At 70.4% G+C, this 19696-nt stretch carries 17 protein-coding genes; 10 read left to right on the top strand and 7 right to left on the bottom strand.

Features of this window, described 5'->3' with window-relative positions; genetic code table 11:
- Nucleotides 1-61: 61 nt before the first annotated feature.
- Nucleotides 62-1123: a TauD/TfdA family dioxygenase gene (locus BLV01_RS24595; protein WP_091806557.1), complete on the bottom strand. Its 1062-nt coding sequence runs from the start codon at nucleotides 1121-1123 to the stop codon at nucleotides 62-64.
- 81 nt (nucleotides 1124-1204) lie between these two features.
- Here BLV01_RS24595 and BLV01_RS24590 point away from each other — a divergent pair, with 81 nt between their 5' ends.
- Nucleotides 1205-1939, top strand: a complete 735-nt coding sequence (locus BLV01_RS24590; RefSeq protein WP_091806554.1) for a thioesterase II family protein — start codon at nucleotides 1205-1207, stop codon at nucleotides 1937-1939.
- Here BLV01_RS24590 and BLV01_RS24585 read toward each other — a convergent pair.
- From BLV01_RS24585 to BLV01_RS24565, 5 genes are all read right to left on the bottom strand, one after another.
- A complete protein-coding gene (locus BLV01_RS24585; protein ID WP_091806551.1) occupies nucleotides 1878-3494 on the bottom strand; it encodes a PepSY-associated TM helix domain-containing protein in 1617 nt (538 codons plus the stop codon). The two genes, BLV01_RS24590 and BLV01_RS24585, sit on opposite strands and share 62 nt — an antisense overlap.
- Nucleotides 3484-3735, bottom strand: a complete 252-nt coding sequence (locus BLV01_RS24580; RefSeq protein WP_139179185.1) for a hypothetical protein — start codon at nucleotides 3733-3735, stop codon at nucleotides 3484-3486. Before BLV01_RS24580 ends, BLV01_RS24585 begins: the two co-directional genes overlap by 11 nt.
- Nucleotides 3736-3860: 125 nt before the next feature.
- Nucleotides 3861-6104: a TonB-dependent siderophore receptor gene (locus BLV01_RS24575; RefSeq protein ID WP_175486247.1), complete on the bottom strand. Its 2244-nt coding sequence runs from the start codon at nucleotides 6102-6104 to the stop codon at nucleotides 3861-3863.
- A gap of 177 nt (nucleotides 6105-6281) precedes the next feature.
- The gene (locus BLV01_RS24570; RefSeq protein WP_091806542.1) at nucleotides 6282-6887 is read right to left on the bottom strand and encodes a TetR/AcrR family transcriptional regulator; all 606 of its coding nucleotides are present in this window, start codon (nucleotides 6885-6887) and stop codon (nucleotides 6282-6284) included.
- Nucleotides 6884-7396 (bottom strand): hypothetical protein, encoded by a 513-nt coding sequence (locus BLV01_RS24565; protein ID WP_091806538.1) that lies wholly within the window; start codon nucleotides 7394-7396, stop codon nucleotides 6884-6886. Before BLV01_RS24565 ends, BLV01_RS24570 begins: the two co-directional genes overlap by 4 nt.
- 318 nt (nucleotides 7397-7714) lie before the next feature.
- Between BLV01_RS24565 and BLV01_RS24560 the strand changes: the two genes are divergently transcribed.
- The 9 genes from BLV01_RS24560 to BLV01_RS24520 all read left to right on the top strand — a co-directional run bounded on the left by BLV01_RS24560 (nucleotide 7715) and on the right by BLV01_RS24520 (nucleotide 17991).
- Nucleotides 7715-9943, top strand: a complete 2229-nt coding sequence (locus BLV01_RS24560; RefSeq protein WP_091806534.1) for a TonB-dependent receptor domain-containing protein — start codon at nucleotides 7715-7717, stop codon at nucleotides 9941-9943.
- Nucleotides 9944-10265: 322 nt separating this feature from the next.
- A complete protein-coding gene (locus BLV01_RS24555) occupies nucleotides 10266-10796 on the top strand; it encodes an RNA polymerase sigma factor (protein ID WP_091806531.1) in 531 nt (176 codons plus the stop codon).
- A 95-nt stretch (nucleotides 10797-10891) separates the two neighbouring features.
- A complete protein-coding gene (locus BLV01_RS24550) occupies nucleotides 10892-11869 on the top strand; it encodes a FecR family protein (protein WP_091806528.1) in 978 nt (325 codons plus the stop codon).
- 202 nt (nucleotides 11870-12071) lie between these two features.
- Complete coding sequence (locus tag BLV01_RS24545) at nucleotides 12072-14999, top strand: TonB-dependent receptor (protein ID WP_091806526.1); 2928 nt, start codon at nucleotides 12072-12074, stop codon at nucleotides 14997-14999.
- Nucleotides 15000-15010: 11 nt separating this feature from the next.
- Nucleotides 15011-15604, top strand: a complete 594-nt coding sequence (locus BLV01_RS24540) for a biliverdin-producing heme oxygenase (RefSeq protein WP_091806523.1) — start codon at nucleotides 15011-15013, stop codon at nucleotides 15602-15604.
- 37 nt (nucleotides 15605-15641) lie between these two features.
- Complete coding sequence (locus BLV01_RS24535; protein ID WP_091806521.1) at nucleotides 15642-16028, top strand: YbaN family protein; 387 nt, start codon at nucleotides 15642-15644, stop codon at nucleotides 16026-16028.
- Nucleotides 16029-16101: 73 nt separating this feature from the next.
- On the top strand, nucleotides 16102-16824 hold the full coding sequence (gene exbB / locus BLV01_RS24530; protein ID WP_254782776.1) for a tonB-system energizer ExbB: 723 nt from the start codon (nucleotides 16102-16104) through the stop codon (nucleotides 16822-16824).
- Between the two features lie 10 nt (nucleotides 16825-16834).
- Complete coding sequence (gene exbD / locus BLV01_RS24525) at nucleotides 16835-17260, top strand: TonB system transport protein ExbD (protein ID WP_091806515.1); 426 nt, start codon at nucleotides 16835-16837, stop codon at nucleotides 17258-17260.
- Nucleotides 17257-17991: an energy transducer TonB gene (locus BLV01_RS24520; RefSeq protein ID WP_254782774.1), complete on the top strand. Its 735-nt coding sequence runs from the start codon at nucleotides 17257-17259 to the stop codon at nucleotides 17989-17991. The genes exbD and BLV01_RS24520 overlap by 4 nt, the downstream gene beginning before the upstream one ends.
- Nucleotides 17992-18035: 44 nt before the next feature.
- Here the strand turns inward: BLV01_RS24520 and BLV01_RS24515 are convergent.
- A partial coding sequence (locus BLV01_RS24515) for an ATP-binding cassette domain-containing protein (RefSeq protein WP_091806513.1) occupies nucleotides 18036-19696 on the bottom strand: 1661 nt, incomplete at its 5' end.

Raw genomic sequence — 19696 nt, 5'->3', positions numbered from 1 at the left:
CCTTCGGTGCATCGCGGCCCGCGAACGCATCGCCGGGCCGATCCAGGGCCTCGCGGCGCGGTCAGCCCGCCAGCGGCTCGCGTTCGCGCCGTTCCAGTTCCTGCAGCGAGAACGGTTCGGCCATCGACACCACGACCTTGCGCTCGCCGTCGAACGGTTCGCGGCCGTGCGCGGCGAGCATGTTGTCGAGCATCACGATGTCGCCCGGCTGCCAGGGGAACTTGACCGCTTCCTCGGCCAGCACGCCGCGGATGGATTCGAGCACGCTGTCTTCCAGCTCGCTGCCGTCGCCGTAGAACACATGGCGCGGCAGGTTGCGCGCATCGCCCAGGATGTCGAGCAGCATCGCCATCACGTCCGCGCCCTGGCTGGAGGCATGGAACAGGTGGGCCTGGTTGAACCACAGCGGGACGCGGCTGACCGGATGCCAGGCGGTGCCCTGCACGAGTTGCTCGGTGCGCAGTTGCTTGTCGCCGATCCAGTGGGTGGCGATGCCGTTGTCGCGGCAGAACGCATCGACCTCCTCGCGCGACTCGGTGCCGAAGGTCTGCTGCCACGACAGGTCCATGCCGGTGCCGTAGTTGCGCACGTACAGCAGGCGCTTGCGCTCGAAGCGCTCGCGGATCGCCGGTTCCATGCGCTGGTAGATGCGGCGGCTGTCGGCGATCGGGGTCTCGCCGCCGACCGGGCTGGCGACCACGCAGTGCAGCCAGATCTTCATCGGCCAGGCGGTGGTGTAGGCCTGTTCGTTGTGCAGCGGAATCGAGCGGTTCTTGGGGAATTCGGTCGAGGTGTACACGCCCTTGGTCAGCTTGGAGCGCTGGCTGGAACCGAATTCGTAGCTGATCGGATCGAAGCCGAAGCCGCGCACGAAGGCGTCGAACGATTCCAGCCCGGCCACGCCGAAACCGCGGAACAGCAGGCCGGCGTGGCGGTACAGCAGGCGCGAGTTCAGTTGCGCGATGTCGTGCGCGCTGTCGCCGATCGCGGCGCCGGCGATGGCCGGTTCCACCAGCAGCGGGAATCCGCCGCGGGCAGGGTCGAACGCGCGCACGCGCAGCGAGCTCAGGTCTGCGGTCGCGGCGGCCAGAGCCGAATCGTCCAGCGGAGCAAAATCAACCATGTCAGCGATCCATATGCCAAAGCGGGCGATAGAATAGGATCAATGCAAATGATTGTCATTTGAATTTATGGAGTTCAGCTGATGCGCGTCACGCAATCTTTGCCGCGTTTGATTTGCTTGCCTTACGCCGGCGGCAGCTGGCATGCGTTCGCGCCGTGGCAGGCGGCATTGCAAGGCCAACTCGAAGTGGTCGCGCCGGAATTGCCGGGGCGCGGACATCGCATCGCCGATGCCCCGTTCAGTCGTTTGCCTGCGCTGGTGGACTGGTTGCTCGACGAACTCGACCGGCAACTCGCTGATGATTTCTCGCTATGGGGTCATAGCATGGGCGCGTTGCTGGCGTATGAACTCGCGCGCGCGCTCGAACGCCGCGGGCGGCGCGGGCCGCGTCATCTGTTCGTCACCGGCGCGCTGCCGCCGCGCTATCCGCGCCACGCCGAGCGCTATCACCTGCTCGACGACGACGGCCTGATCGCCAAGCTGGCGGCGATGGGCGGAACGCCGCAGGAAGTGCTGCGCGACCGCGACCTGATGCAGATCGTGCTGCCGTTCGTGCGCGCGGATTTCGCAGTCTGCGAGACCTATGCCTGGGATCCTCGCGAGCCGGCGGTGCGCGCGCCGATCACCGCCATCGGCGGCGACCGCGATCCCGACATCGCGGTCGACAAGCTGCACGGCTGGAGCGATTGCAGCCGCGCCGGCGCGCGCGTGTCGAGCCTGCGCGGCGGCCATTTCTTCCTGCGCGAGCATGTGGCTAGCCTGGCCGAGACGTTCGCGCGGACTCTGGCGCGGCCGGCGTTGAGCGAACCAGCGTAGCGGCGCGGATCGGGTCGCGCCGCAGCCAGCGCACGGTGCCGATGCAGGCGGCGGCCAGGCTCAGGCACAGCAGTTGGACCGTGACCGCGGACCAGTCGCCGGCCGCGAGCGCGGCCAGCAAAGCGGAGCCGAACATCGCCCAGTCCAGCAGCGGCAGCAGCAAGAACAGCGCGCCGGCGATGCTCAACATGAGGGTCAGGTCGCGGCGCGGCCGCGCGCTGTACACGCCCAGCGCGCACGCGGCCAACAGCGGCAAGGCGAACGCGCCGATCACCCAGTCCATGCGCGCAGGCACGGCCACCGGCAGCGTCCGCGCCGCCAGCAGCACCGTCGCCAGCGCCAGCATGCCGCCGCCGCAGGCGCCGACGCTCAGGCCCGCGACCCAGCGCAAGCCGCGCGGACGGGCGCGCTGGCTCAGGCGTTTTTCCAGCCACAGCAGATTGCCGGTGGCGATCAGCACGCACGTCGCGATCGCCAGCAGGAAGTACAGCAGGCGCAGGCCGATGCCGCCGAAATCGCCGTAGTGCAGGCGGTGCAGGACTTCGTTGCCGTGGGCCAGGGCGTTGATCCCGCGCGGCGGCAGCAGGCGCAGCGGTTCGCCGTTGTCCAGGCGATAGCTGGCCTGCCCCACCTGGGCCAGCGATCCGTGGCCGTGGCCGTGCACGGTCAGCCAGGCGTTGCGGTCGCCGTAGTGCAGCAGCGAGACCCGCACCGGCTCCATGTCCAGGCGTTGCGAAGCTTCGCGGATCAGCGCATCGACGCTCAGCGACGGCGTCGGCGCATGCGCGATTTCCAGCGGCAGCGGCGGCGCGAACAGCAACTCGCGCAGCGGCTGGTCGTCGCCGTGCAGGCGGCCGAACACCAGCAACAGGTTCAACACCAGGGTTAGGCTGAACACCGTGCCGGTGAAGGCCATCAGCAGATGGAACGGCAACGCCAGCACGCCCAGGCTGTTGTGCAGGTCGAGCCAGCGCAGGCGCGGCTTGCCCCAGCGCGGCGAAAACAGCGCCGACAGGCTCAGTTTCGGCCAATGCAGCACCAGCCCGGTCAGCAGGCCGAGGAACATCAGCAGCGAGGCCACGCCGACCAGGTAATGGCCGCCGGGCAGGTACAGCTCCTTGTGGAACTCCTCGAAGAACTCGCCCAGGCCGGTGGCCTCCGGATCGGGCAGCTGCGCGCCGGTGACCGGATGGAACGCGGTGGCGCGGTAGAAATCGCCGGCGTCGTCGTACAGGAACACCTGGTAGTAGGCGCTCATGCGCCCGGGCAGCAGCACCTCGATGTGCGGATCGGCGACTTCGCTCGGGACGTGGGTCGCCGCGAGCACGCCGTCGAGGCCGACCAGCGCGCGGTTCTGGCTGCCCAGGTAGGCCGGCGCCTTCTCCCACAGGTCGACCTCGCGCTTGAACATGGTCATGGCCCCGGTGAGGAACACCAGGAACAACACCCACGAAGCGATCAGGCCCAGCCAGCTGTGCGAAGCCAGCAGGCCGGCGCTGCCGCCGCGCGAACCGGGGTTCGCGGGCTTGGCGGCTTTGGCGGGCTTAGCGGACATAGGCGAGCGCGTTCAACAGCAGCGACGGCAGCGCCAGCGCGGCCAGTCCCAGCCACGCGCGGCGCAGGCTCGAGGCCGAGTAGCAGAAGTACGCCAGCGCGACCCACAGCGGGAACGACGCCAGCAGCAGGATCAGCGCCCGCGCGGCCAGCGACAGGCCGGGCAGCCACATCAGGTTGAGCATGACGGTGGCCATCGTCGCCAACCCGCCCAGGCCCGCGGCCGCGCTACGCGCCCACATGGGCCGCGCTCCTGCGCCGCGGGCGGGGCCGCGGCGCGGCATCCGGCCGCATCGGGCCGCGGCGGGCGGCAGTGTGCGGCGCGAGCGTCGTGGCGGGCGTCATGGCGGCGTCCGGCGGCGCCGGATCAGAACCGGTAGGCGACCGAGAACAGCGCCGTGCGCGGATCGCCGATGCGCACGCTGGGCGCGAAACGGTCGCCGTCGGAGGCGTAGTACCAGCGCTTGTCGGCGAGGTTCTTCACGCTGAGCTGGAAGCGCAGGCTGGCGTTGTCGCCGACCGGAACGTAATACCATACGCCCGCATCGAACAAGGTGTAGGACGGCATCGACCAGGTGTTGTCGTCGTCGCCGTAGCGCTTGGACACGTAGTTGACGCCGGCGCCGAAGCCCAGCCCGCGCCAGGCGCCGTCGACGAACTCGTAGCTGCCCCACAGGTTGCCGCTGCGCGGGGCGACGTTGGCGTTGGTCTTGCCGAGCAGCGCCAGGTCCGGATCGCGGGTGATCTCGTAATCGAAATCGGCGTAGCTGGCGATCAGGTTGAAGCCTTCGGTGATGCGCAAGGTGGCGTCGAACTCGATGCCGCGCGAGCGCGCCTCGCCGATGAAGCGGTATTGGTCCAGGCTGCCGGTCGAATCGGGGTTGAGCGCCGGGATGTTGGTCTTGCGCAGGTCGAACCAGCTCACGGTGAACTGCAGGCGGTCGGCGAACAGGTTGCCCTTGAGCCCGGCCTCCCACTGCTTGCCGGTCTGCGGCAGCGAGCGCGGATCGTAGTTGAAGAACGGGTGCACGGTGAACGAGGTCGCGCGGCTGGCGTACACGGCCAGGCCCGGGGCGAACTCGTAGGACGCGCCGAGCTGGTAGGAGTTGTCGCTCCACTCGCGGTCGGCGACGGCGGCGGCGCCGGCCGGCTGGCCCTCGTCGTAGTTCTGGGTGCGGCTGGCCACTTCGTACCAGTCGCGGCGCAGGCCGGCGGTCAGCAGCAGCTTCTCGTTCGGCTGCAGGATGTTTTGCACATAGACGCCGCGGAAATCCAGGTCGGTGCGCGAGGACCGGCTGAGCGCGGCCGAGCCTGGCTGCAGGTTGCCGTAGACCGGCGCGAATACGTTGAACAGCGGCCGCCCGGCGAACACGTTGGCGGTTTCGTTGTCGCCGTTGAGCTGGCCGGCGTCGGTGTCGGTGTAGCCGCCGTCGATGCCGGCGATCACGGTGTACTTCATCCCGGCCGGTTCGAAGCGGCCGGTCAGGCGGGCGTTGTACTGGCCCGAGTCGACGTCGTAGGGCTTGTTGCCGCCGACGTTGCGGATAAGGGTGCCGGCCGGCACGGCGATCCCGCGCACGACGGTGTCTTCGGCGTAGAAGTCGTAGGCGCGCACCTGCAGGTCGTGCGATTCGGTCTTCTGGTAGGTATAGCCGACCACGGCGTCCCAGTGTTCGCCGAAGCGGTGCTGGTACTGCGCATCGACCGAGTGGCCGGTCGACCAGGAGTTCTCCCACGACTCGCCGAAGCTGCGCGAACGCGGCGTCTTCACGATCCGGCGTTCGCCGTCGGCGTAGCGGCCGACGATGGCGCCACGGTCGATCGGCAGGGTTTCGTCGTAGTAGTGATAGCTGACGGTGAGCTCGTCGCGATCGCTCGGCCGCCAGGTCAGGCTCGGCGAGATCACCGTGCGTTCGACCTGCTTGCCGTCGCGGAAGGTGTCGGAGTCCTCATAGGACGCGGACAGGCGGTACAGCAGCTGGCCGTCGGCGTCGAGCGCGCCGGTGAAGTCGCCCAGCAGGTGGCGCTTGCCGTATTCGTCGAAGGTCGCTTCCAGGTAGCGGCGCGGCTGCGCCTGCGGCTTCTTGGTGATGATGTTGACCACCCCGCCCGGCTCGATCGCGCCGAACAGCAGCGAGGCCGGTCCCTTGATGACTTCGATGCTCTCGATGTCGGTGGTCGGATTGCGCTGGTTGGCGGCGAGACGGCGGCCGTCGCGGTAGACGTTGTCGCGGCGGAACCCGCGCAGGAAGAAGTCGTCGTTGGTGCCGCCGAAGCCGTCGCCGCGGCTGACGCCGCTGACGTTCTTGAGCGCTTCGTCGAGCTGGGTGACCTTCTGGTCGAGCAGGATCTGTTCGGGCAGCACCACCACCGAACGGGGGGTGTTGAACAACGGCGCGTCCACGCCCAGGGCGCTGGCGGAGGCGTCGTTGTGGTAGCGCGCCGGCTCGGTGCCCACGGCCTGGACCGTGTCGAGCGTGGTCGGCTGGTCGTCGGCCCCGATGGCGTCGGCGACCGGCGCCGGGGCGCCGGTCGAGGCTGCGGAGGCCAGTGCGGCCGGCGAGGTCAACGCGGCGATGCACAACGCCAAGGTTCGTTTGCGCAAGGTCATCCGCGAGCCTGAAAGCCGATCTGGGGCGCGCATCATACAAATAAATGGGAATGGTTATCAATTGCGGGCTGGGCGAGTACGGCCGGCAAGCGACGTCCGCTCCGCGCGGCGCCACGGCGTTTGCGGACCGTGCCGAAGCCGCACGCCGCGGCCGCCGCCGCGCGTGCGGCGGCGACTTCAAGCCGGCCGCAACCGGTCCAGCGAGGCCTGGGCGACGCTCCAGAACAGGCGCGCGTCGCCGAGCGCGCGCGCCGTCAGCATGGCGCCGTGGACGGCGGCCATGAACGTCAGCGCTTCGGCCTGCGCGCTGCCGGCCAGGCGCAGGCGCCCGCTGCCGGCGCCCTGCGCCATGGCCTGCGCCAGCCATGCCGACAGGTCCTGGAAATGGCCGCGCACTTCGTCGGCGACCTCGGCCGGGATCGACGGCAGTTCCGCGGCCAGCAACGCGCACAGGCAGATCGGCGGGCTCGCGCTTTCGATGCAACCGGCCCACCAGCGGCAGTACTCGCCGAGCCGGTCGAGCGGATCGGCGACGCGCTCGTCCAGGGCCTGCATGCCGCGGCGGCTGGACGCGCGGTGGCGCGCCACCGTCGCCTTGACCAGGTCGACCTTGTTCGGGAAGTGATGGTGGATGCTGGCCTTGCGCACCTGCACGTGTTCGGCGATGTCGGCGTAACTGAAGCTGTCGTAGCCGCCCAGGGCAAGCAGTTCGCTGGTGCGCTGGAGGATCTCCTCGGCCTTGGGCGACGGCGGGGCGTGCGGTTCCGACGCGGCGCGTTTCATCGGCGGTCCGTGGCGGGCATGGCCGGTTGCGCCGCCGCGGCGTTGCGCTTGTACACGGCGCGCAGTTGCAGCGGGACGCCGATCAGCAGGGCCAGGAACAAGGCGCCCTGCACGCCGAGCAGCAGCGGATCGGTCATCTGCTTGACCAGCGGATCGCCGGCCGGCAAGCGGCGCAGGGTTTCGCTGACGGTGGGCACCATCAGCAGGAACACGCTCAGGCTCAGCGCCGCGGTCTCGACATAGCGGGCCAGGCGCCGGCCCGGAAACAGCGCGCAGGCGCCGTAGCCGACCAGCAAGGCCGCCAGCGTCACCGTCGCCACGATCCAGCTGACCGGCTGTTGCGCGATCGGATAGACCGTCAGCACGCCGAGCAGCATGAAGCCGAAGTAGGCGCGGCCGGCGCGGGTCTGCGGCGCGATCCGGCCGTGCTTGGCGAGCATGTAGGCGGCGAGCGGTATCGCGGGCAGGCTGCCGAGCGTGTGCAGCCAGCCGATGGGGGAAATGCTCATGGGGAAACCGCGGCAGTGAGGGTGAGCAAAATCTACCTACCAGTTGGTAGGCTGGTCAAGCCGGGGCCGACAGACGGCGGTGGAGGTCCCCTGCCCGGCCAGGCCTAACGTCGCCGAGCTTTGGCCGAGCTTGAAGCGCGCCGCGCCATCGCCGGACGCATCGCCGCGTCCCTCCCCGCCCGCGTTCGCGCGAACCACGCCGCGCATTGTCTGCGTTCATCTTTCTGACTAAGATGCGCCCCAGCCAGCGGAACGCCTTACAGCCAGCGATGACGCGTCCTAGCGACGCCGGACATCACTAACGAGCTGGAGGCTCACATGACTACTTCTGCGCTGGCCGCAGCGATTTCGCTCGCCCTGTGCCTGGGCATCGCCGGCAACGCGTCGGCCGGCGAGTGCCGCACCGCGATAGACCGCGCCCGCCTTTCCTGCGCCAACGACGCCGACCCGCAGGCCTGTTCGCGGCGCGCCCTGCCCGCCCCGTGCGGCGAGGAATACGAGCGGTTGAACGCCGCCACCGACGAACTGCACCGCGTCACCGTGGTCGGCACCCGCTTCGGCATCGACGTGCTCAAGTACCCCGGTTCGGCCAGCGTGCTGACCGAGCAGGATCTCGACGACTATCCCGACCTCATCCAGGCATTGAAGAAGGTGCCGGGCCTGGACACCGGCAACGACGGCGGCCGCGCGATCGGCCAGCACTTCAGCATCCGCGGTTTCGGCCACGGCTCGGAGAGCCGGGTCATCCTGATGCAGGACGGCGTGCGCCGCTCGGCCAACCTGTTCGCCAACCAGGTGTCCGGTTTCGGCATGGACAGCGACTTGCTCAAGCAGGTCGACGTGGTGCGCGGTTCCTCGGGCATCAGCTACGGCGGCGGCGCCATCGGCGGGGTGATCGGCAGCACCACCAAGGATGCCGGCGACTTCCTCGCCCCGGGCCGCGACTACGGCGTCGCCCTGAACTACCGCTTCGACTCCAACGACCAGCGCCAGGCCTACGCGGCCTTCGCCGCCGCGCCGCAGGACCGGCCGTTCGAGGCGCTGGCCTTCGTCAAGCGCGCCAAGAAAGGCGACCTCACCCAGGCCGGCGAACTGATCGATGCGACCGGCCGCCACGACAACGTGGTCGACAACGAAGAGGACATCGACACCGCCTTCGTCAAGCTCGGCTGGAACTTCGGCGAGGGCCACAAGCTCAGCCTCAGCCATTTCGACTACGCCATCGACGCCAGGACCGGCTGGAACAGCCTCTACCACGCCACCTTCGGCGCCGCCAACGGCGCGGTGCTGGGCCAGCGTTCGCAGCGCGACACGGTGCTGCGCTACACCCTGGCGCCGGCCGGCAGCCGCTGGCTCGACCTCAGCGCCACCGCCTACAAGACCCGCGGCTACTACGAGCGCGGCTACGAACGCGGCGTGGACCTGTACTACAAGAACCTCGACGAACGCTGGGGCGTCAGCGCGCAGAACCTGATGCGCTTCGCCACCGGGCCGGTCGAGCACCGGCTGCTGTTCGGCCTGGACTACGAACACCGCGAGGAAGACGGCATCTATATCCTCGACGGCGTGCGCACCGGCTTCAATTCGATGCCCAACACTTACCGCGATTTCGGCGCGTTCGTGCAGCACGAGTCGCGCTGGCTCGACGGCCGCCTGGCGGTGCAGTTGGGCGGGCGCTACGACCGCTTCGACCGCCGCGTCCAGGGCGTGGCCGAAACCTACGACAACAGCCGCTTCTCGCCGCGCCTGGGCCTGAGCTACGAAGTCGCCGGCGGGTTCGTGCTGCTGGCCAACTACTCCGAAGCGTTCCGCGCGCCGACGCCGCACGAGACCTCCTCGGACGGCCCGCTCAACATCCATTACTGGTACCGGCCCAATCCGCGCCTGAAGTCGGAAACCTCGAAGGAATACGAGGCCGGGTTCTCGTGGAGCCGCGCCGCGCTGCTGGCCCAGGACGACCGTATCGCGGCCAAGGCGATGTACTTCAACGGCACCATCAGCGACATGATCCAGCTGGTGGTGGATTACGGTTCGGTGTCGCCGGCGAAGTCCGAGTACGTGCGCTACGAGAACGTCGGCGAAGTCGAGCGCGAAGGCGTCGAAGTCGAGCTGTCGTACGACCGCCCGCGCTGGGGCGGCTACTTCAGCTACGAATCGTTGGACATGAAGGACGCCGCCAGCGGCCGCAAGACCCCGTCGGCGTTCGCCGACCGCGCCCGGCTCGGGCTACGCTGGCGGCCGTTCGACGACGACTTCAGCGTCTCGGCCGACGTCAGCCATTGGTTCGAGCCCGACCAGAACCCCAAGACCCTGGTCTCGGCCGGCACCACCTATTGGTACGTGCGCGACGCCTACACCCAGACCAACCTGCAACTGCGCTGGCGGCCCAGCGTGTCCGGGGTGCCGTTCTTCGACGGCAGCACCCAGTTCCTCGCCGGCATCAACAACGTCTTCGACCAAAAACGCTTGAACGCGTCGGGCGTGGAGACCAGCACGCGCACCGGCCTGGGACGCAATCTCTACTTCAGCATCAGCAAGCAGTTCTGAGCCTCCGGCGTGGCCGCGCAGCGAGCGCGGCCCCGCTTTTCCGGCAGGCGCGATCGAGCGCGGGCGGCCGGGCGGGAACGGCCGCGCCGCACGGTGCCGCGTGCGGCGGCGAAACTTGCGGTCCGTCACGCATTGCTTTTAAGATTCGCGCACTACGCTCAGTGCGTAGCTCCGCTCATCGCACACGTGCCCGCGACCTTTCCGGTCCAGACGGCAGACGGCGCTCTTCGAACACTGCCGCCGTCATGCGATTCCAACGCCTTATCCGCTGCGCTGCCGCGCACTCGCCCCGTTCCGCGCCGACCATGCCGGCGCGCGGGTGATGGCGCGCGCCGGCTCGCGCGGTTGCGGCGAGGACGAACGTCCGCCAAGCCTGGCGGAGCTGCTGATCCGCGAACGCCCGGCCTTGTTGCGCCTGGTCCAGCGCATCCTCGGCGGCGACCACGCCGCCGAGGACGTCGTCCAGGCTGTGTGGCTGAAGCTGCGCAACGTCGGCGACGCCGGCGCGATCGACAACCCGCGCGCCTATCTGTTCAAGCTGGCGGCGAATCTGGCGACCGACTGGGGCCGCGAACGCACGCGCCGCAGCCAGTTGCTGGCCGAACATCATCTATGGGGCCCGGACGAAGCGCTGTCGGCCGAAGAACAAGCCATGGCCCAGGACGAACTGCAGCGCGTGCTGGCCGCCGCCGGACGGCTGCCCGAGCCGACCCGCACCATCTTCCGGCTCAATCGCCTGCAAGGCCTGACCCAGGCCGAGATCGCGCGGCGCCTGGGGGTGTCGGTGACGACCGTGGAAAATCACGTCCGCGCCGCCTTGCAGCGCCTGGCGAACGCGCGCGCGGGACGCTGAGCCGCCGCCTCGGGCAACGCCCGCCTTGGGTAAAGCGCCCGCTGGAACGTCTTGATCTCGATACCGCCTTCGCCGACGCATCGCACCCGCCCGCCATGAGCCAGCCGCATCCCTTCGCCCTCGCCGACGCCGAACCGATCCACGCGCAAGCGCGCGAGTGGATCGCGTGGCTGGCTTCCGGCGCGGCCGACGAGGCGGGGCTGGGCGAGTTCGAACGCTGGCTGCAGCGCCCCGGCCATCGCCGCGCGTTCGAGCATGAGCGGCAACTGTGGCGCAGCCTCGGCCCCAGGCCCGGCCACCGATCCACGGCATCGACCCTGCCGCCGCGCCAGCGCCGCCGCAGCCGCTGGCGCCCGGCGCTGGCCGCGGCGGCCGTGTTGCTGCTGGCGCTGGCCTCGCCGGAGGCATGGCTGCGGTTGCGCGCCGACCATCGCAGCGCCCACGCCGCCGAAACCGTCGCCCTGCCCGACGGCAGCCGCGCCGTGCTCGATGCCGACAGCGCGATCGCGATCCGCTACGACCGCGACCAGCGTCGCGTCGAATTGCTGCGCGGCCGGGTCTGGTTCGAAGTCGCCGCCGACCCGGCCCGGCGCTTCGCCGTCGTCGCGGGCGACGGCGTGATCGAAGACATTTCCACCGCGTTCGCGGTCGCCGACGAGGACGGGCGCATCGAAACCGCGGTGAGCCAGGGCCGGGTGCGCGTGGCGGCCACGGCGGACGGCGGCTGGACGTATCTGGATGCCGGCCAGCGCGCCGAGTACGGCCCAGGCCGCAGCGTGGCGCGCTTGGACGACGTGCCCGCCGATGGCGTCGGCGGTTGGCGCCAGGGCGAATTGCTGCTGGAAAACGCCGCGGTGGACGTCGCCGTGCGCCAACTCGCCCGCTACCGCGCCGGCCCGATCCTGATTCGCGGCGATCTGGCCGGCTTGCCCAAGGTCAGCGCGGCCTTGCGCATCGGCCGGCCCGAGCAGGCGCTCGACGCGCTGGCCGCGAGCGCTGGGCTGTCGGTGACCCGGCTGCCGCTCGGCGTGGCGATCGTGCGACCGGCCGCGCCTGCGGCCTCGGCGCGCTGAGCGCCGATTCGGCAAAGCGAGGCAGCCGGCGCGATGCCGGTGCGCCGATCGTAGCGATCGCGCGCGAAATTCGCCTTGGGGTCGGTGCGGCTTCGCCCGTCTTATCCAGCGAACGTACTTCGCCGCCGCCACGTACGCCGCCGTGCCCGCTTCCGCGCGGGCGAGCCGCCACCGCGGCGCCGACTTTCCGACAGGTTTCTTCATGCCCACTTCCGTCCACCCGGGCGCGCTGCCGCGCCCGTCCCGCCTGTGCATCGCCTTGTTCGCCGCGGCGATCGCCGCGACCGCCCTGCCCGCCGCGGCCCAGGGCGAATCCGCGCCGCCCTCGGCCGCGGTGCGCCGCTTCGACATTCCCGCGCAGCCCTTGGCCGCGGCGCTGCGCGCCTATATGCGCCAGTCCGGCGTGCAAGTCGCCTATGCCGCGACCCTCGCCGACGGCGCCGTGTCCACCGCAGTCGCCGGCGAACTCGATGCCGACGCGGCGCTGGCGCAATTGCTGCGCGGTACCGGCCTGAGCGTGCGCCGGGTCGGCGCGGACGCGGTCGCGCTGGAGAAAACCGCCGCCGTCGCCGGCGCCGATGTGATCGTCACCGACACCTTGCGCGTGGGCGGCGAGCACGATCTCGCCGGCGGCGCGGGCGCCGCCAGCGACGAAGCGCGCCTGCTCGACACCTATCGCAATCCCGGTTCCAGCAACTACATCGCCCGCGAAACCATCGAACGCTTCCGCGGCGCGTCCGCCGCCGACATCGTCAAGGGCGTGGCCGGCGTCACCGCCGGCGATCCGCGCACCGCCAACGCGCTCGACGTCAACATCCGCGGCATCCAGGGCCAGAGCCGGGTGCCGGTGATCATCGACGGCGGCCAGTCGACGATGGACACCTACCGCGGTTACGCCGGCCAGTCGCAGCGCACCTATCTCGACCCGGACCTGATCTCCAGCCTCACCATCACCAAGGGCCCGAGCCTGCAGGCCAACGCGTCGGGCGGCATCGGCGGCGTGGTCGAGATGGAAACGCTCAAGGCCGACGACGTGCTGCGCGATGGCCGCGAGTGGGGGCTGCGCGTGCGCGGCGGCGCGTCCAACGCCAGCGCGCGCGACCTGCCCGCGTACGGCGACGTGCCGCGCCACGACCGCAATGCGCTCGGCGGCGGCTTCGGCAATATCGCCGCGGCGGCGCGCTGGGACCGCTTCGACCTGGTCGCCGCGTACGCCTGGCGCGACACCGGCAACTACTACTCCGGCCGCCACGGCTACGACGACTTCCCGCAGACCCGGCGCACCCTGGCGCCGCTGAACCCGCCGCGCACCGAAGTGTTCAACACCTCGGCCAAGTCCGAATCCGTGTTGCTCAAGGGCACCTGGCGCATCGACGATGCGCAGACGCTCGAGGCCGGCTACCGCCGCTACGACGGCGAGCAGGGCGAGATCATGGCTTCGCAGATCATCCGGGTGAACCGCGACATCGTGCCGCAATGGGACCCGGGCCGCATCGGCATGGACGCCTACAGCCTGCGCTACCGCTTCGACCCCGACAGCGAACTGATCGACCTGCGCGTCAACGCCTGGTACACCGACGCCGACAGCCGCATGTACAACGGCCTGACCGGCATCACCCCGTGGTATTTCCAGCGCCGCACCGAATGGTACGACGGCCCGACCTTCAATACCGATCCGGGCTACAAGGACGCGTACCGCAACAACCTGCGCCAGCAGCGCTTCGGCCTGGACGCGAGCAACACCACCCAGCTCAGCGTCGGCGCCGGCAAGGTGATCCTCGACTACGGGCTGGCGTACAGCGACGAGGACATCCGCCCGGGCAAGGATTCGCCGATCCTGCACGACGACCTGATCAACAACCGCTTCCTGCGCGACGCCCAGCGCAAGGAATACAGCGCGGTGTTCTCGGCCAAGTGGCAGCCCGACGAGCACTGGGAACTGCTCGCCGGCGGCCGTTACAGCCAGGTCAGCGTGCACGACCGCAACCGCTTGGCCAGCGTCGCGCAAAGCGCGAGCATCGGCCAGTACCGCTACACCGAACTGCTCAACGGCAATCCGAACCTGCCGGCGTGGCGGGCCAAGCGCGTCGCCCTGCTGAACTGGTATCCCGACGCCAACGGCCAGTTCACCCAGGCCTCGCTGCTGGCCTCGCCGTACAAGCGCGGCACCGTCGCCGACATCGGCGGCTGGAATTTCTTCGACGCCGACCCGGCCGAGGACCTGATCGTGCCGGTCAAGTGGAACTGGTCGCAGCCGATCCGCCGCCGCGACAGCGCCTTCACTCCGACCGCCAGCGTCGCCTATCGCTTCGACGACGACAGCATGGTCTACGCCAAGTACGCCGAGGGCGTGAAGCTGCCGAGCCTGTTCGAGACCACGCTGGGCCTGTTCACCGCCGCCAAGCCGGTCGGCGAACTCAAGCCCGAGCGCGCCAAGACTTTGGAAATCGGCGCCAGCACGATCCGCCACGGCCTGTTCGTCGACGGCGACCGCGCCGCGTTCAAGCTGGCCTACTTCGACACCCGCATCGACGATTTGATCACCCGCGACTACCGCACGCTGTCGGCCGGGCTGATCCGCAACGTCGACCGCTTCAAGGTCTCCGGCGTCGAGTTCCAATCCAGCTACGACAGCGGTCTGGCGTTCGCCGACCTGTCGGCGCACTACTACTTCCAGGCCAAGACCTGCGCGCCGGACATCGCCGCCGAGCGCCGCGCGTACGGCCGCCAGCGCAAGATCGCCGAGCTGATCGGCACGCCGGACTGCGTCGACGGCGGCTTCGAGGGTTCCTACACCAACACCCAGAACCCGCCGCGCTACAACGTCAACCTGACCGTGGGCCTGCGCCCGTTCGACGAGCGCTTCACCGTCGGCATGCGCGCGGTGCACAACGCCGGGCCGATCAGCAAGCTCGACAAGGAATGGAACGTCGGCCTGTCGGCGATCCAGCAGCTGTACCGCGCCGCGACCGTCGTCGACGTGTTCGCCAGCTGGCAGGTCAGCGAACAGTTCGCGGTCGACTTCAACCTCGACAACGCCGGCGACCGTTATTACCTCGACCCGCTCGCGCTGGGCGTGCTGCCCGCGCCCGGCCGCACCGCGCGGCTGGCGTTCACCTACCGCTACTGACGAGCGACCCCATGCCCACGACCGCGACCGAACTCGACTCCGGCACCCGCAGCCAGCGGCTCAAGGCCGCCACGCACAGCACTCACGACCGCCTCGACCAGCGCATCATGGCCGGCGACATCTTCGCCAGCCGCGACAACTTCGCCCGCTTCCTGCGCGTGCAGTACCGCTTCCACTGCGATATCGACGGCTTGTACGCCAACGCCGCGCTGGCGGCGCTGGTGCCGGACTTGTCCGGCCGCCGGCGCCTGCCGCAGATCGCCAGCGACCTGCGCGACCTCGGCCAGCCGCTGCCGCCGTTCGCGGTCGCGGCGGTGCGCGCCGACCTGCCGCTGGCGGCGGCGCTGGGCTGGCTGTACGTCGCCGAAGGCTCGAACCTCGGCGGCAGCGTGCTGTACAAGCTGGCGGCCAAGCTCGGCCTCAACAGCGGCTTCGGCGCGCGCCATCTGGCCGCGCATCCCGACGGTGTGGCCAGGCACTGGCGCGGGTTCACCGCCGCGCTCGATTCGGTTGCGCTGAGCGCGGCGCAAGAGGACGAGGCGATCGCCGGCGCCGAAGCGGCGTTCCAGCGCGTGCGCGCACACGTCGAGGACGAATTCGCGTGAAGCGCCGCGCGCCGGCCGCGTCCGCGGAGCCGCGCTGATGCGCTGGCTCTGGTTCGCACTGGGTTGGCTGATGGTCGCGCTCGGCGCGATCGGCGCGTTGCTGCCGGTCATGCCGACCACGATCTTCCTGATCCTCGCGGTCGGCTGCTTCGCCCGCAGTTCGCCGAAGTTCGAGCGGCGCCTGCTGGAGCACCCGCGTTACGGCCCGGCGCTGCGCCTGTGGCGCGAACAAGGCGCGATCTCGCGCAAGGGCAAGCGGTTCGCCGGCCTCGGCATGGCGCTCGGCTTCGTCCTGTTCTGGTGGGGCGCGCATCCTTCCTGGAAGCTCGCGCTCTGCGTCGGCCTGGGCTTCGCCGCCAGCGCCGCGTATGTGCTGTCGCGGCCGGCGCCGCGCCCGCCGCGGCCGGATGCGTCGCGATGCTGAGCCGCGCCGCGCCGTCCTTTCTTTCCTGCGAGGGCCGCCGCGCGCGGCCGCTCGCTTTTTCTGCGAAACGAGCATGAACCTGCCTACCGACGTATCCACCGCCGCATTGACCCCGTGGCAGATGTACCTGGCCGCCGACTTCGTGGTGAAGGCGGTGATGATCGCGCTGGCGCTGGCCTCGGTCGCGAGTTGGACCGTGCTGGTGGCCAAGAGCTGGGAACTCTCGCGCCTGCGCCGGCGCTTGCAGCGGGCGCGCGCGACGCTGCTCGACGCGCCGGGCTTGCCGCTGGCGCAGGCCGATCCCGCGCTGGCCGACGGCGCCGCGCTGGAGCTGATCGACGCCGCGCGCAGCGAACTGCGGCTGTCGGCCGGCGGTTTCGACCCGGCCGGGATCAAGGAACGCATCGGCTCGCGCCTGGAACGCATCGAGCTGGCGCACGCGCGGCAATGGCGCACGGGCGTCGGCCTGCTCGCCAGCATCGGCGCGATCGCGCCGTTCGTGGGCCTGTTCGGCACGGTGTGGGGGATCATGAACAGCTTCGTCGGCATCGCCCAGGCCAACGCGACCAGCCTGGCGGTGGTCGCGCCGGGCATCGCCGAAGCGCTGCTGGCGACCGCGCTGGGCCTGGTCGCGGCGATTCCGGCGGTGGCGATCTACAACCACTTCACGCGTGCGCTGGCCGGCCTGCGCGCGGCGCTCGGCGACGTGTCGGCGAGCGTGCAGCAACTGGTGTCGCGCGACCTCGACCGGCCCGGCGGACGTGCGTCGGTGCTGGCCGTGGCGGCGGCGCACTGAGGCCGCGACGATGGCGATCCGCACCGCGCGCCACGACGAGGACGCGCTCGAAGAACACCATGAAATCAACGTCACGCCGTTCATCGACGTGATGCTGGTGCTGCTGATCGTGTTCATGGTGGCCGCGCCGCTGGCGACCGTGGACACACCCGTGGACCTGCCGGCGAGCGCTGCGAAGCCGCAGCCGCGCGAGGCCGAGCCGCTGTTCCTGAGCGTGCAGGCCGACCTGTCGCTGCGCCTGGGCGACGCGGCGGTGACGCGCGAAACGTTGGCGCCGACGTTGCAACGCGCCACCGGCGGCGACCGCGAACGGCGGATCTATCTGCGCGCGGACAAGCGCGTGGCCTACGGCGAGCTGATGCAGACGATGAACGCGCTGCAGGCCGCCGGCTATCTCAAGATCGCCCTGGTCGGCATGGAACAGGCGCCGCCGTGAGCCCGCAGGCGCGCGAACGCTGGCGCTGGCTGTGCAGCTTCGGCGCGGTGCTGGCCGTGCACGGCGCGGTGGCGGCGGCCGCGTTGTGGTGGTCGGCGCGCGAACCGCTGCAGCCGCAGACGCTGCCGGCCGCGGCGGTGATGGTGGAATTGGCGCCGACGCCGCAAGCGCCGCCGGCGCCGCCGCAGGAAGTGCCGCCCGGGCCCGAACAGCGCGAGCAACATCGCGCTGCGACCCCGCCGCGACCGCAGCCTCAGCTGCACGCGCCGCCGGCCGCCGATGCCGAAGTCGAACTGCCGTCGCCCGCGCCGGCGCCCTCCCCGCCCGCGCCCGCCGATCCGGCCGACGTCGCCGCGACCCTGGCCCCGCCTGATCTGCCGGCGCCCGCCGCGGCGAGTTACGCCGCTCCGCAAAGCGTCTCCGGCCGGCGCGACGACGCGATCGCCGCGTGGCAGAACCTGCTGCTCGGCCATCTGGAGAAGTTCCGCCGCTACCCGCGCCAGGCGCAGCGGCTGAACCAGCAGGGCGTGGCCTATGTGCGCTTCGCGGTCGGCCGCAACGGCGCGGTTTCGCAGGTCCGCATCGGCCGCAGCAGCGGCTATCCCGCGCTGGATGCGGGCACCCTGGAGACCGTGCGCCTGGCCGCGCCGGTGCCGGCGCCGCCGGCGCAGATCGAAGGCGATCCGGTCGAGGTGATGGTGCCGGTGGCGTTCTTCCTGCGCGGCCGCTGAGCCGCGCCGCGCGCGACCGCGCAGCGTTTCTCCGTCGCCGGCGCTCAGGCCATGCTTTCGGCCGCGACGGCCTCGGTTTCGCCGGCCTCGCCCTGGCGCAGGCCGCTCGCGCGCAGGTTCGCGTAGTCGGCCGACGTCTGCGCGAGCACGGCTTCGGCGCCTTGCGCGACCAGCCGGCCGTCGACCATCACCAGCACTTCGTCGAAGTGGCGCAGCAGTTCCAGCCGGTGCACCGAGGCGACCAGGCAGGCGTCGGCGAATTCGGCGAACAGGTTGGCGTAGACCGCGGCCTCGGTGCGCGCATCCAGGTTCGCGGTGGGTTCGTCGAGCAGCACCAGCGAACTGCCGCGCGCGGCGAGGATGCCGCGGGCCAGGGCGACGCGCGCGCGCTGGCCGCCGGACCAGTTCGAGGCCTGCTCGCCGATCGACACCTGCAAGGGGTCGGCGTCGGCGGGCAGGAATTCCTTGACCGCCGCCAGTTCCAGGGCGCGGTGGTAATCGTCGGGATCGGGCTGGCCGTGCAAGGACTCGCACATCGCCAGGTTGTGCTCCAGCGAGGCTTCGAACAATTCGGCTTCCTGCGGGATCAACGTGGTCGATCCGCGCAGGTAGCGCGCGGCGTCCAGCGGCGTGCGGGTCGCGGCGGCGGCATCGGCCTCGTCGGCGGCGTGCAGTTCGATGCGCTCGGCCACGTACAGCCCGGCCAGCGCGCGCATCAACGTGCTCTTGCCCGAACCGCTGCCGCCGATCAGGGCATAGCGCTTGCCGCGCTGCAGGGTCAGCTGGACATGGTCCAGCGCCGGCCCGGCCTCGCGCCCGGCGGCGTGGCGGAACACCAGGTTGCGGATCTCGCACCGCCGCCAGTTGCGCGACTGCACCGGCTCGCTGAGGCTGGCGTCGACCGGATGGTCGCGGATGACATCGGCGCTCTGGTAATTGGCGTACTGGGTGGCGAAGGTCTGGAAGTTCGACGCCACCGCCGACACCACCGCGCCGGATTGCAGCGCGTATTCCCAGACCATGTAGACGTTGCCGAACATCAGTTTCTGGCCGTCGCCGGCCGCGCGCAGCACCAGCCACGCGTACAACCCGACCAGGCAGCAGCTGAGCAGGCGGCTGGCGACGTCGACCGCGCACCACTTGATCTCGATGATGACGATCATCCGCCGCAGCGGCTCGAACACTTTCTCCACCAGCCGCCGCAGCGAGCGGATGAACGGCCGCGCCTGGCGCAGCGCCAGCACGCTGGTCGCGTTGCCCAGCGCGTCGGCCAGTACCGCGGTGTAGCGGCGTTCGGCGTCGTTGGTCTGGATCGCCAGGCGCACGATCGCGCGGTCGAAACCGACCACCGCGCCGCAGATCGCCAGCAGCCCGAGCGTGGCCAGCCCGCCGACCATGGGATGGATCGCGATCAGCGCGCCGATCGGCCCGACCAGCCGCACCACGCTGCGCAGATAGATGAACTGGTTCTCGGCGAAGGTGCCCAGCGAGGAACTGCTCTGGTGCACGCGATGGGCGCTGGCGACGGAATGGTTGCCGTCATGCCACGACAGCGGGAACGCCAGCAGGCGCTGGGTCAGCGCGGTGGCGACGCGTTCGCGCACGCTCAAGGCGACGTTGCGTTCGAGGATCCGGCCCGGGCCGTGGATCAGCCAGCTGACCAGGGTCGCGCCGAGCACCGCCGCCAGCCACAGCGCTGCTTCGC

It is taken from the genome of Lysobacter sp. yr284, from assembly GCF_900107375.1.
Lineage (GTDB): Bacteria > Pseudomonadota > Gammaproteobacteria > Xanthomonadales > Xanthomonadaceae > Lysobacter.
This window is presented reverse-complemented; position numbering and strand designations above follow the sequence as displayed.

Excerpts from the sequence above, each read along its gene's own strand:
- BLV01_RS24595 (WP_091806557.1), bottom strand. The coding sequence starts at position 1,123 with ATGGTTGATTTTGCTCCGCTGGACGATTCGGCTCTGGCCGCCGCGACC.
- BLV01_RS24590 (WP_091806554.1), top strand. The coding sequence starts at position 1,205 with ATGCGCGTCACGCAATCTTTGCCGCGTTTGATTTGCTTGCCTTACGCC.
- BLV01_RS24585 (WP_091806551.1), bottom strand. The coding sequence starts at position 3,494 with ATGTCCGCTAAGCCCGCCAAAGCCGCCAAGCCCGCGAACCCCGGTTCG.
- BLV01_RS24580 (WP_139179185.1), bottom strand. The coding sequence starts at position 3,735 with ATGTGGGCGCGTAGCGCGGCCGCGGGCCTGGGCGGGTTGGCGACGATG.
- BLV01_RS24575 (WP_175486247.1), bottom strand. The coding sequence starts at position 6,104 with ATGACCTTGCGCAAACGAACCTTGGCGTTGTGCATCGCCGCGTTGACC.
- BLV01_RS24570 (WP_091806542.1), bottom strand. The coding sequence starts at position 6,887 with ATGAAACGCGCCGCGTCGGAACCGCACGCCCCGCCGTCGCCCAAGGCC.
- BLV01_RS24565 (WP_091806538.1), bottom strand. The coding sequence starts at position 7,396 with ATGAGCATTTCCCCCATCGGCTGGCTGCACACGCTCGGCAGCCTGCCC.
- BLV01_RS24560 (WP_091806534.1), top strand. The coding sequence starts at position 7,715 with ATGACTACTTCTGCGCTGGCCGCAGCGATTTCGCTCGCCCTGTGCCTG.
- BLV01_RS24555 (WP_091806531.1), top strand. The coding sequence starts at position 10,266 with ATGGCGCGCGCCGGCTCGCGCGGTTGCGGCGAGGACGAACGTCCGCCA.
- BLV01_RS24550 (WP_091806528.1), top strand. The coding sequence starts at position 10,892 with ATGAGCCAGCCGCATCCCTTCGCCCTCGCCGACGCCGAACCGATCCAC.
- BLV01_RS24545 (WP_091806526.1), top strand. The coding sequence starts at position 12,072 with ATGCCCACTTCCGTCCACCCGGGCGCGCTGCCGCGCCCGTCCCGCCTG.
- BLV01_RS24540 (WP_091806523.1), top strand. The coding sequence starts at position 15,011 with ATGCCCACGACCGCGACCGAACTCGACTCCGGCACCCGCAGCCAGCGG.
- BLV01_RS24535 (WP_091806521.1), top strand. The coding sequence starts at position 15,642 with ATGCGCTGGCTCTGGTTCGCACTGGGTTGGCTGATGGTCGCGCTCGGC.
- exbB (WP_254782776.1), top strand. The coding sequence starts at position 16,102 with ATGAACCTGCCTACCGACGTATCCACCGCCGCATTGACCCCGTGGCAG.
- exbD (WP_091806515.1), top strand. The coding sequence starts at position 16,835 with ATGGCGATCCGCACCGCGCGCCACGACGAGGACGCGCTCGAAGAACAC.